The sequence below is a fragment of the Nonomuraea sp. NPDC049141 genome (assembly GCF_040648415.1).
Taxonomy (GTDB): Bacteria; Actinomycetota; Actinomycetes; order Streptosporangiales; family Streptosporangiaceae; genus Nonomuraea.
Genome location: NZ_JBEZDR010000003.1, coordinates 808,067 through 819,024, shown reverse-complemented (window position 1 = coordinate 819,024; position 10,958 = coordinate 808,067). Strand labels below are relative to the sequence as shown.

The window sequence follows — 10,958 nt, the reverse complement described above, 5'->3', positions numbered from 1 at the left end:
AGCGTTACATCGCCCGCGACATCTACCGGATCATCCGCCACCCACAGGACTCCAAGGCCGCCCCTTGAACTGCTTGACATCCATAGGGGCATCAAGCTCACCCCGGACGGATCGGACTGGGACGAGGACGCGATGACCGTCGATCGCGGAGACGGCAACGCGGACCTCGCCCCCGGCGGATGGATCTGGCCGGGGCGCGGCCTGTTCCGGGTGCAGGCCAGGGAGCACCATCCCGACTACGACAACGGCTGGAAAGCGGCGCCGCAGAATCGCAAGGACATCTTCGAAGGCACGGTGAACGTGCACTGGAAGGTCGGCGCGAAGCTGAAGAAGAGCGCGAAGTGGGGGGAGGGACTCGCCGCGCGGACAGGCGACATGGAGATCGCCCTGGACGACAACACCAACAGCAAGATCATGGCGAACTTCAAGGCCGGCGCGTACGTGAACATCCGCGCCGCCAACACGATGAAGTTCTACCAGCAGATGGAGGCCGTCCCGACCGAGCACCCACTGCAGAACCTGCACATGCGGCAGCAGATCTTCAAGATCACGGCGGTCAACGGCAAGACCATCACGCTGGACAAGCCGCTGGAGTTCGACGTGCCGGTCAACTCCACCTCCGATGGTTCGAAACCCATTCCCGGGCTCGACAAGCCCTTCGACTCCAAGGCGTCGCCGATCGTCGATCCGGTCCTGGGAGTGGGGATCGAGAACCTGTACTTCACCCAGGACCTGCCCTCCGAGGAGCCAGCCTCGGCCAGCCACAACTACGGCAACATGGATCCGGCCGGGGAGATGCATGGCATCGTGCTGAAGTGGGCGATCAACGGGTGGATCAAGGGAGTCCGGTCGTACATGACCGGTTCCCACGCCATCGTGACCGAAGAGGCCAAGAACCTTTCGGTGATCAACAACTACCTGGAAGGCGCCTGGAACAAGGGCAAGGGCGGCAACGGCTACTTCCGCGGCTCCCGCGTCTGGGACTCGGTGTACGCCGGCAACGCCACCCGTAACCTGCGGCACTTCACCTTCCAGTGGTCCTCGTCCGGCAACGTGGCCATCGGCAACGACTTCGACTCCGACCTCAACCTGCACGGCGGCTGGGAGCGCAACAACATCTTCGAGCTCAACCGGGTCAACACGCCCTACGGGCACCGGCCGGGCAGTTGTTACAGCAACTGCGGCGACGAGGGCGGGAGCCCACCGGACGACTCGCAGTGGTACCCGATCTGGTGGGCCGCCGGGAAGAAGGCGGTGAAGTGGTCGGGATCGTCCGGCTACAACAACATCTTCTTCAACAACATCATGAAAAAACAGCTCGATTCGAGCAATAACGCATCCATCACCTACTACCCCGACCGCACGAGGATGTACTCCTTCGGCAGCACGCTCATCGACGGCACGCTGCCGACCTGGAAGCATCTCGCCGGACCGGCCAGCGCCGGACCGATCGCCAACTGGTCCGGCTACGAGCGGGACGACTTCTGCACGGGCGACCGCGGGGTGTGGTGCGAGCCCTTGAGCGGCAAGTCCTTGTTCCTGAACAACGTGCCGTCGTCGTGGCCGGACAACTCCAACTAGCACTTCCGGTGAGGCCATCACGTGACCAAAAATCACGTGGTGGCCTCTTGACGTGGGCCGATGTGCATGAGGTACATTCCTCGGAAATAGTCTGGGAAGTTCCCAGACTAGTAAGGGAGTGTCCTAAGTGGAACAGCGCGGGGGAAGCCCCCAGCTGCTGCGCCGGATCAATGACCGCGCGGCGCTGCTGGCTCTGCTCGATCGAGGGCCGCTGACCCGATTGGAGCTGGAATCACACATCGGCCTGTCGAAACCGGCGACAGCCGACCTCCTGCTCCGGCTGGAGGAGAGCGGTCACGTACGGCGCGCGGGGCTCCGTGAGGGCGGCAAGGGGCCGCGCGCGCAACGCTGGGCGGTCAACGGCGCGCTGGCCCACGTGGCGGCGGTCGACCTCACCCCGCGCACGGTGGACATAGCGGTGTCCGACATCTGCGGGGAGATCGTCGCCGAGCATCGATACCGTCCCGTCGATGAGGCGGACCTCGACGTCGATGATCTGTGCCGCGCGGTCTCCGTCGCCGCCGGCGAGGTGGGCCTGACCACCGGGCAACTCCACCGGGTCGTCGTGGGAGTGCCCGGCTCCGTGGACGCGCGCACCGGGCACCTGCACTTCGCCCCGCACCTGCCGCCGTGGCAGGGCTTCGACGTCCTGGATCGGCTGTCCGGATCCCTTTCCACGTCAGTGGCCGTCGAGAACGACGTCAACCTGGTCGCCCTCGACGAGATGGCGGTCGGCCAAGCCGTCGGAGTCGACGACTTCGTACTGATCTGGATGGGGCGCGGGATCGGTGCCGCGGTGGTCTCGGGCGGGCGTTTGTTACGGGGCTCCTCCGGCGGCGCCGGCGAGATCGACTGGATGCCCTGCCCGCCCACCGGCGTGACCGGCGGCCGGCGCATCGGTGACGTGCTCGGCACCAGGGCGGTCCTGGAGCTGGCCCACGCGCACGGGCTCGCCGGAGACGATCTGGAGAAGCTGCTCGCGGAGGACCTCGGCACGGACCCTGTAGCACGGTCGGCCTTCCTCCGGGACCTGGCCCGCCGGGTGGCGCTGGCCGTGGCGGGTGTGGTGTCCGTGGTCGATCCCGCGCTGGTGGTCCTCACCGGCGACATCGGCCGGGCCGGCGGCAGCGTCCTGTGCGGCCTGGTCACCGAGGAACTGGGCGAACTCGTCCTTCCCCGCCCAAAGATTCAACCGAGCCTGCTGACCGGTAACCCGGTTCGCTCAGGCGCGCTGCGGCTGGCATTGGCCGCGGCCCGCGAAGAGGTGTTCACAGTAACCCCGACCCCTTGACCTGACCATGGCGGCGGGTCAGCAGTTCACCCCCCTTGGAGGGTATCAATGCGACGAATCGGTGTCGCGGCGGCGTGTGCGGCATTCGCGCTCCTGGCGAGCGCGTGCGCCCCGGAGACGAGCTCATCGGGTACGGCCAATGCGCCGAGCGCCGGCGAGAAGGTCTCCCTGAGCGTCTGGAGCAAGTTCAGCGGTCGCGAGCTGGGAGTGCTCCAGAAGGTGCTGGACGGTTTCCAGGCCAAGCACCCGAACATCACGGTCAAGAACCAGGGAAGCCAGGACGACGACAAGGTCGCCCAGGCGATCAGAGGAGGAAACCCTCCAGACGTCGCCATCTCCTTCTCCACCGACAACATCGGCCAGTTCTGCTCCGGCGGCGCCTGGCAGGACCTCAAGGACTACATCGCCCGCGACAAGGTGGACCTGAACCAGCTTCCCGCCGCCACCCGCGCGTACACCGAGTTCAAGGGCACGCGCTGCGCGATGCCGCTGCTCGCCGACGTCTACGGCCTCTACTACAACAAGGCGATGTTCGCCAAGGCCGGCATCAGCGCGCCCCCGAAGACGATGTCGGAGCTGTTCGAAGCCGCGAAGAAGCTGACGGTGCGGAACCCCGACGGATCCATCAAGGTCGCCGGGTTCGTGCCCACGATCGGCTTCTACGCCAACCACGTGCAGATGTGGGCGGCCAGCTGGGGCGCCCAGTGGGCGGGCCAGGACGGAAAGTCCACCCTCGGCACCGACCCCCAGTGGCAGGCGATGCTGGAGTGGGCGAAGAAGTTCACCGACTTCTACGGGCGCGACAAGCTGGCGAAGTTCACGGCCGGTCTCGGCCAGGAGTACTCACCGGACCATGCCTTTGAAAAGGGGCAGATCGCCATGGCGATGGACGGTGAGTTCCGCACCGCCTTCATCGAGGCGGAAGCGCCCAAGCTGGACTACGCCACGGCTCCGTTCCCGGTCGCGGACAACAAGCCCGACCTGTACGGCGGCGGCTACACCACCGGAACGATCATCGGGATCCCCAAGGGCGCCAAGAACGCCGGTGCCGGCTGGGAGCTGGTCAAGTATCTGTCGACCGACCCCGGCGCCCTGCAGGAACTGGCCCATGGCCTCAAGAACGTCCCGTCCACGGTCCCCGCGCTGCAGGATCCGACGCTGCAGAAGGACGTCCACTTCAAGACCTTCCTCGACATCTTCGCCAACCCGAACCTGGCCACGAACCCGGCCAGCGCGAACGGCGGCGCCTACCTCAAGTCCGCCGAGGACTTCGCCATCTCCTACCAGAGCGGTGGCGTCCCCGACCTGAAGGCGGGACTGGCCAAGACGGGCACACAGATCGACGCCGACGCGCAACTCGGCAGCTGACCGCTGATGACCGCCGCACCGCACACCACGCACGTGGCCGGATCCCCCTTCACCAGGTGGATCCGGCCGCGGCCGGGACACTGGATACGGCCACTGGCCTTCATGGCACCGGCGCTGGCCGGATTGGCGCTGTTCGTCGTCTACCCGCTCGTCGCGCTGGTCTACTACTCCTTCACCCGCTACGACCTGCTCAACGCTCCGGTGTGGGTCGGGCTGCGCAACTACGTCTTCCTGCTCTGGGGCGATCCGCTGGCCCGCAAGGCGGCCTACAACACCGTGTGGCTGGTCATCGTCATCACCGTGCTCCGCCTGGTCTTCGCCACCGGAGTCGCGGCCGTGCTGGTCCGGGTGAGAAACGGCGCGGGGCTGTTCCGGACGCTGATCTACCTGCCCGCGCTGGCTCCGCCGGTGGCGGCCACCCTGGCCTTCACCTTCCTCTTCAATCCCGGCACCGGGCCGGTCAACACGGTGCTGAGCTGGTTCGGCGTCTCCGGGCCACTGTGGTTCAGCGACCCGGCGTGGGCCAAACCCGCGTTGACCCTGCTCACCCTGTGGGCCTCGGGCGAGCTGATCATCATCATCATGGCGGGGATGCTGGACGTGCCCGGCGAGCTCTACGAAGCGGCGTCCCTGGACGGCGCGGGCTCGATGCGGCGGTTCTGGCACGTCACGCTTCCGGCGATCGCGCCGGTGCTCGTCTTCGGGGTGATCAACTCCATCATCCTCGGGCTGCAGTACTTCACCCAGGCGGTGGTCGCGGCCTCGGTGGCCTCCGGGTCGGCCGACATCGCCGGCAGCCGGCGGGTCATCGGCTACCCGGACAACTCGACGCTGACCTTCCCCGTCTGGCTGTACCAGCAGGGGTTCCACTACTACAACATGGGCTACGCGTCAGCCATGTCCATCGCCCTGTTCGTGGTCTCGACGGTGTTCACCGTGTTCTTCGTGCACCGTCTACGCCGTGCTTCCCATGCCGAGGAGATGGCGTGATGGCCACGCTCACCACCACCACAGACCTCGCCACCGGCCCGGCGTCCCGGCGCGGACCGGCGCGCCGCCGCCGGTCGAACCGGCGTGGCCTCATGCGCTGGATCGCGGTGCACAGCGTCGCGCTGGCCATCGGGCTGATGTTCGTCCTGCCGCTGGTCTTCGTCGCGCTCACCGCGTTCATGTCGGACCGGCAGGCGCTGACGGCCGATCTGTGGCCGCGGTCCTGGCATCCGGCGAACTTCGCGGCGGTGTTCAACACCGCGCCGCTGCTGAAGTACCTGGGCAACAGCATGATGTACTCGCTGCTCGCCACCGCCGGGATGCTGTTGTCCAGCGTCCCGGCCGCCTACGCGCTGGCCCGGATGCGCTGGCGGGGCCGCCAGGCGGTGTTCCTGGTGATCATCGCCGCCATGATGATACCGCCGCAGGTCCTGTCGGTCCCGCTCTACCTGCTGTGGGCCCGTTTCCACCTCACGGGCACCCTGTGGCCGCTGATCCTGCCGTACTTCCTGATCGACGCGTTCAGCATCTTCCTGCTGCGGCAGTTCTTCCTCACGGTCCCGCAGTCCTACCTCGACGCCGCCCGCGTGGACGGCTGCGGCGACCTGCGGACGCTGCTGCGGGTGCTGCTCCCGATGACCCGGCCCGGCATCGCGGCGATCTCCCTGTTCTGCTTCATGTACACCTGGAACGACTATTTCGGGCCGCTGCTGTACGCCGGGGAGAACCCGGACCAGTGGACCCTGTCGCTGGCCCTGGCCTCGTTCCGGGGCGCGCACCAGGTGCAGTGGAACCTCACCATGGCCGCGACGGTCGTGGTCATGCTCCCGGTCATCCTCCTCTTCGTCCTCGCTCAGAAGTCCTTCGTCCGCGGCATCACCTTCACAGGAGTCAAGGGTTGAAACTCACCATCGTCGGAGGCGGCTCCACCTACACCCCGGAACTGGTCAGCGGGATCGCCCATCAGTACGCCGATCTCGATGTCGAGGAGATCGCGCTGGTCGACCCGGACACCGAGCGGCTGGAGGTGGTGGGCGGGTTCGCGCGCCGCCTCCTCGATCACGCGGGTCATCCGGCCAAGGTGCGCCTCACCGCCGATCTCGAGGCCGGTGCCGACGGGGCCGCCGCCGTGCTGCTCCAGCTACGCGTCGGCGGCCAGGCCGCCCGCGTGACGGACGAGACCGTGCCGCTGGAGTGCGGCTGCGTCGGTCAGGAGACCACGGGTGCGGGGGGCCTGGCCAAGGCGCTGCGCACGGTGCCGGTGGTCCTCGACCTCGCCGAACGGGTGCGGCGGATCGCCGGCGAGAAAGCCTGGATCGTCGACTTCACCAACCCGGTCGGCATCGTCACCCGGGCGCTGCTCGACGCCGGTCACCGTGCGGTGGGGCTCTGCAACGTCGCCATCACCTTCGAGCGCTGGGTGGCCGGGAAACTGGGTGTCGCGCCGGAGACGATCGCGCTGGACCACGCCGGGCTCAACCATCTGACCTGGGTGCGGGCCGTGCGCGTCGACGGCGTGGACGTACTCCCCCGGCTGCTGTCCGAGCATGCCGACGAACTCGCCGAGCACGTCGGGCTCCCCGCCGAGGTGATGCGCCGGCTCGGCGCCGTGCCGTCTTACTACCTGAAGTACTACTACCGTCACGACGCGATCGTGGCCGACCGGCGCGGCCCGTCGCGAGCCGAGGCCGTGAGCGAGATCGAGCATCAGCTTCTTGAGCTGTACCGCGATCCGAGCCTGGTCGCCAAACCGGCGTTGCTGGAGCAACGGGGTGGCGCCTACTACTCGGAGGCGGCGGTGCGGCTGGTGGCGTCCCTGCTGGGCGACAAGGGAGATGTGCAGGTGGTGAACGTCCGCAACGGCTCCACCCTGCCGTTCCTGCCCACCGACGCCGTGGTCGAGGTCCCCGCCCGGATCACCGGCGCCGGCCCGGTCCCCCTGCCGGTGGCTCCGCTGCCGCCGGCCATCTCGGGGCTGGTCGCGCACGTCACCGCGTACGAGAGCCTCGCCCTGGAGGCGGCGCTGCACGGCGGCCGTGACCGGGTGTTCGACGCGCTGCTGGCGCACCCGCTCATCGGCCAGATCGACCAGGCGGAGACCCTGGCCGACCGGCTGGTCGCCGTCAACCGTGACTTCCTGCCCTGGGCGGCGGCGTGATCGACGGAGTGCTGGCGATCGACGGCGGCAACTCGAAGACGGACGTCCTGCTCGTCGCGGCCGACGGCACGGTGCTGTCACGGGTGCGCGGTCCCGGGGCGTCGGCGCAGCAGATAGGGGTCGCCGCCAGTGCCGCCACCCTCGACGCGCTGGTCCGGCAGGCGGCGCGGCGGTTCGATCCGGCGGCTCGTGCCCCGTACGCCCGGCACACCGCGGCCTACCTCGCCGGAGTCGACTTCCGCCGGGAGCAGGAGGCGCTGACGCGGGAGCTGGCCGTGCTGGGCTGGTCCGAGGAGATCACCGTCGACAACGACATCTTCGCGCTGCTGCGCGCCGGCACCCCCGGGCATGGGGTCGCCGTGGTCTGCGGGGCGGGCATCAACTGCGTCGGTGTGGCGCCGGACGGCCGGACCCTGCGGTTCCCCGCGATCGGCCGGCTGTCCGGCGACTGGGGCGGCGGTTCGTTCCTGGGCGACGAGACGTTGTGGCGGGCGGTGCGGGCCGAGGACGGTCGCGGCCCCGACACCGCGTTGCGGGGGGCGGTGGCCGAGCACTTCGCCGTGTCCTCGGTGGCCGACCTCGTCGAGCGACTCCACTTCGGGGAGGTCGGCCGCGTCCGGCTCCAGGAGCTCAATCCGCTGCTGCTGGCGACCGCGAGCGCCGGCGACGCCGTGGCCAGGGAGGTGGTCGACCGGCTGGCCAAGGAGGTGGTCCTGCTCGCGTCGGCGACGCTGCGCCGGTTGGATCTGCTGCACGTTCCGGTGGACATCGTGCTGGGGGGCGGCGTCCTCGCAGGTGGCGATCGGTACCTGCTCGACCGCATCCACGCCGGTTGCGACCGGGCGGCACCGAAGGCGACGGTCCGGGTGGTGGAGGTGCCCCCGGCCGTGGGCGCCGCGCTGCTGGGCCTGGACAAGCTCGGCGCGAGCGCCGACGCGGAACACCGTCTGCGCGGCTCCTACCGGTAGCCGCCTGCCTTCAGGCATCCCGTGAGCGAAACACGGCGAACGCCACGGCCAGCAGCAGTGCGGTGCAGGCGGCCATCAGCCCCAACCCCACCCAGGGAGTCAGCCGGTCGGGGTTCTGCACGGTGGTGGCGACCTGGAGACCGGCCGAGATGGGCCAGTACGTCATCAGCACCTCTCCGGCCTCCTCGGGCAGGAGCCTGGGACCGATGATCGGGATGAGGAAGTTGACCGCCACCAGCACCGTGACCGCGATCATCGTGCCCCGCAGCAGACAGCCCAGCGCCACGCCCACCAACCCGACCAGCCCCCAGATCAGCCCCATCCCGGCGACGGCCCGCAGCACCCCGGGCTGGCCGAGCGTCGCGCTGGGGGCACCGGAGGCGGCGATGGCCGCCTGCCCGAGAAGGAACGCGGCGAAGCTCGCGACCTCTCCCGCGATCAGGGCGATGCCGCCGAACAACCCGGCCTTGGCGGCCAGCAACCGTCCTCGCCGCGGCACCACGCTCAGGCTCGTCCGGATCATCCCGGTGACGTACTCCGAGGTCACCACCAGCACACCCAGCGCACCCACCACCGTCTCGGCGAACAGGAACCCGCCGTACATGCTGATGTTCGTCGCGTCGAACACGCCACTCGCCCCCGACGCCCGGTATCCCTCGCCCGCGCGGTAGGCGGTGAGGCTGCCGAGACCCGCCATGAGCACCACGGCGATCAGCAGGGTGGACAGGTTCGACGGGATCGTGCGGAACTTGGTCCACTCCGAGTGGAACGTGTCCGCGATGCTCGCCCTCATGCCACGACCGCCTGGTACTCGATGCTGTCACGGGTCAGGTTCATGTACGCCTCCTCAAGGGAGAGCCGTTGAGGTGTCAGCTCCGAAAGCGCCACCTCGGCCTCCGTCGCGACCTTGCCGATCTCTCCGGCCTCCAGCCCGGTGACGACGAGCGCGGCCTCGGGGCCCGGCTCGACGGAGGCACCCGCGCCGACCAGGCGGCGGGTGAGCAGTTCCTGGTCATCCGCGCGGACCAGCACGCCGGAGCTGTGCCGGACGAACTCCCGCATCCCGACGTCCGCGATCAGCCTGCCCCTGCCGATGACGACGAGGTGATCCGCGGTGAGCGCCATCTCGCTCATCAGATGGCTGGAGACCAGGACCGTACGACCCTCGTCGGCCAGCCCGCGCATCAGCTCGCGGATCCATTTGATGCCTTCGGGATCCAGCCCGTTGACCGGCTCGTCGAACAGCAGCACCCGCGGATCACCGAGCAGCGCCGCCGCGATGCCGAGCCGCTGGCCCATGCCCAGGGAGAACGTGCCGGACCGCTTGCGCGCCACCGATTCCAACCCGACCAGGCGCAGCACCTCGTCCACCCGTTTCTCCGGGATCGCGTTGGTGTGGGCGAGCCAGCGCAGGTGGTTGCGCGCCGTACGCGTGCCGTGCACCGCGCGGGCGTCCAGGAGAGCGCCCACTTCGCGCATCGGCAGCGGTGCGTTCACATAGTCGCCGCCGTTGACCGTCACGCTGCCCCCGTCCGGCCGGTCAAGGCCGAGGATCATCCGCATGGTCGTGGATTTGCCTGCTCCGTTGGGCCCGAGAAAGCCGGTGACCCGGCCCGGCTCGACGGTGAACGTCAGCCCGTCCACGGCGGTCTTGCCGCCATAACGCTTGGTCAGCCCCTCAAGCGCGATCATCTCTCAGCCCGCTCACTCGTTGTCATGCTCCGAGGATCACCGGTGCGCGTCGCCACCGGAATCCACCGATCGGTTGATGCGGTGGCCGTCCCGCCCTCTACGATCACGTGGGTGGGAGATCAACTCAGCGGCGTGCTTGCGCCCCTGTATCTGCTCGCGGGCGCTCCGGGCGCCGGGAAGACGACCTTGCTGCCGTACCTGCTGCGGGCGGCGGACGGGTTGGTGGTCATGGACTCCGATGAGCTGCTGGAGGACGGCGCGCTGCTCGGGGTGCCCATCGCGGTGCCGGAAGCCGCGCCCGTGTGGCCCGCGTACGACCGGATGTGGACGCGCATCGTGACCATGGTGCGGCGGGCCGGGCATCCGGTGCTGCTGCTGTCCCCGATCCCCGATCCCGGGGAGGTCGCCCCGGCGGGACGGTGGCACGAACCGGCTCATTGGGCCCTGCTGGACTGCCCCGACGAGGTGCGGCAGGACCGGCTGCGAGATCGCGGCTCACCGCGGGAGTGGACCGAGGAGGCGCTGGCGGACGCGGCGGAAGGCCGCGCGCTGATCCCGACGGTGTTCCACAGCGGGGACGAGGACGTCGCCGACCTGGCGGCGCGGATCCTCTCGTGGATGCGCGGCACTCAGGGGCGGCCCGGAATCCGGGCTTCGTGAGACGCTGACGGCGTGCGGATCGCGCTTCTTGGTGAGCTGGCGTTACGCGACGACGACGGCGTGCGGCTGCGCAGGCTTGATGTGCTGCCGGGCGCCATCGACGGCTACCTTGCGCTAGCCCGGCGCATTGACGCATCCGCCTGAGCCTGGAGGCTCGGCCAGTGCAGGATGCCGCTCCTATCACCACGGCGATCTACACCAACCGCACCCTGGGCCGGGCGGCTTTGTGCGAGCTACCGATCTTCCCCCT

The 10,958-nt window shown here is 68.9% G+C and carries 11 protein-coding genes; 9 read left to right on the top strand and 2 right to left on the bottom strand.

Features of this window, described 5'->3' with window-relative positions:
- The 7 genes from AB0B91_RS12220 to AB0B91_RS12190 all read left to right on the top strand — a co-directional run.
- Positions 1 to 1,581: hypothetical protein (locus AB0B91_RS12220; protein ID WP_358318326.1), on the top strand; the 1,581-nt coding region annotated here is incomplete at its 5' end.
- A 127-nt stretch (positions 1,582 to 1,708) separates the two neighbouring features.
- Positions 1,709 to 2,872, top strand: a complete 1,164-nt coding sequence (locus AB0B91_RS12215; protein WP_358318325.1) for an ROK family transcriptional regulator — start codon at positions 1,709 to 1,711, stop codon at positions 2,870 to 2,872.
- A gap of 48 nt (positions 2,873 to 2,920) precedes the next feature.
- Positions 2,921 to 4,240 (top strand): ABC transporter substrate-binding protein, encoded by a 1,320-nt coding sequence (locus AB0B91_RS12210; RefSeq protein WP_358318324.1) that lies wholly within the window; start codon positions 2,921 to 2,923, stop codon positions 4,238 to 4,240.
- A 6-nt stretch (positions 4,241 to 4,246) separates the two neighbouring features.
- Positions 4,247 to 5,230 carry a sugar ABC transporter permease gene (locus tag AB0B91_RS12205; RefSeq protein WP_358318323.1) on the top strand — a complete coding sequence of 328 codons (984 nt, stop codon included), beginning with the start codon at positions 4,247 to 4,249 and terminating at the stop codon, positions 5,228 to 5,230.
- A complete protein-coding gene (locus AB0B91_RS12200) occupies positions 5,230 to 6,132 on the top strand; it encodes a carbohydrate ABC transporter permease (protein ID WP_358318322.1) in 903 nt (300 codons plus the stop codon). The genes AB0B91_RS12205 and AB0B91_RS12200 overlap by 1 nt, the downstream gene beginning before the upstream one ends.
- The gene (locus AB0B91_RS12195) at positions 6,129 to 7,388 is read left to right on the top strand and encodes a 6-phospho-beta-glucosidase (protein ID WP_358318321.1); all 1,260 of its coding nucleotides are present in this window, start codon (positions 6,129 to 6,131) and stop codon (positions 7,386 to 7,388) included. The genes AB0B91_RS12200 and AB0B91_RS12195 overlap by 4 nt, the downstream gene beginning before the upstream one ends.
- A complete protein-coding gene (locus tag AB0B91_RS12190) occupies positions 7,385 to 8,356 on the top strand; it encodes a BadF/BadG/BcrA/BcrD ATPase family protein (protein WP_358318320.1) in 972 nt (323 codons plus the stop codon). Before AB0B91_RS12195 ends, AB0B91_RS12190 begins: the two co-directional genes overlap by 4 nt.
- Positions 8,357 to 8,366: 10 nt before the next feature.
- On the opposite strand, the gene AB0B91_RS12185 is transcribed toward AB0B91_RS12190, so the two are convergent.
- Positions 8,367 to 9,149 carry an ABC transporter permease gene (locus tag AB0B91_RS12185; protein WP_358318319.1) on the bottom strand — a complete coding sequence of 261 codons (783 nt, stop codon included), beginning with the start codon at positions 9,147 to 9,149 and terminating at the stop codon, positions 8,367 to 8,369.
- Complete coding sequence (locus AB0B91_RS12180) at positions 9,146 to 10,048, bottom strand: ABC transporter ATP-binding protein (RefSeq protein ID WP_358318318.1); 903 nt, start codon at positions 10,046 to 10,048, stop codon at positions 9,146 to 9,148. The genes AB0B91_RS12185 and AB0B91_RS12180 overlap by 4 nt, the downstream gene beginning before the upstream one ends.
- A 111-nt stretch (positions 10,049 to 10,159) precedes the next feature.
- On the opposite strand from AB0B91_RS12180, the gene AB0B91_RS12175 reads away from it, so the two are divergent.
- Together AB0B91_RS12175 and AB0B91_RS12170 are read left to right on the top strand one after the other, a co-directional pair.
- On the top strand, positions 10,160 to 10,708 hold the full coding sequence (locus AB0B91_RS12175) for an AAA family ATPase (RefSeq protein WP_358318317.1): 549 nt from the start codon (positions 10,160 to 10,162) through the stop codon (positions 10,706 to 10,708).
- Positions 10,709 to 10,720: 12 nt separating this feature from the next.
- The gene (locus tag AB0B91_RS12170) at positions 10,721 to 10,852 is read left to right on the top strand and encodes a hypothetical protein (RefSeq protein ID WP_358318316.1); all 132 of its coding nucleotides are present in this window, start codon (positions 10,721 to 10,723) and stop codon (positions 10,850 to 10,852) included.
- Positions 10,853 to 10,958: the final 106 nt, after the last annotated feature.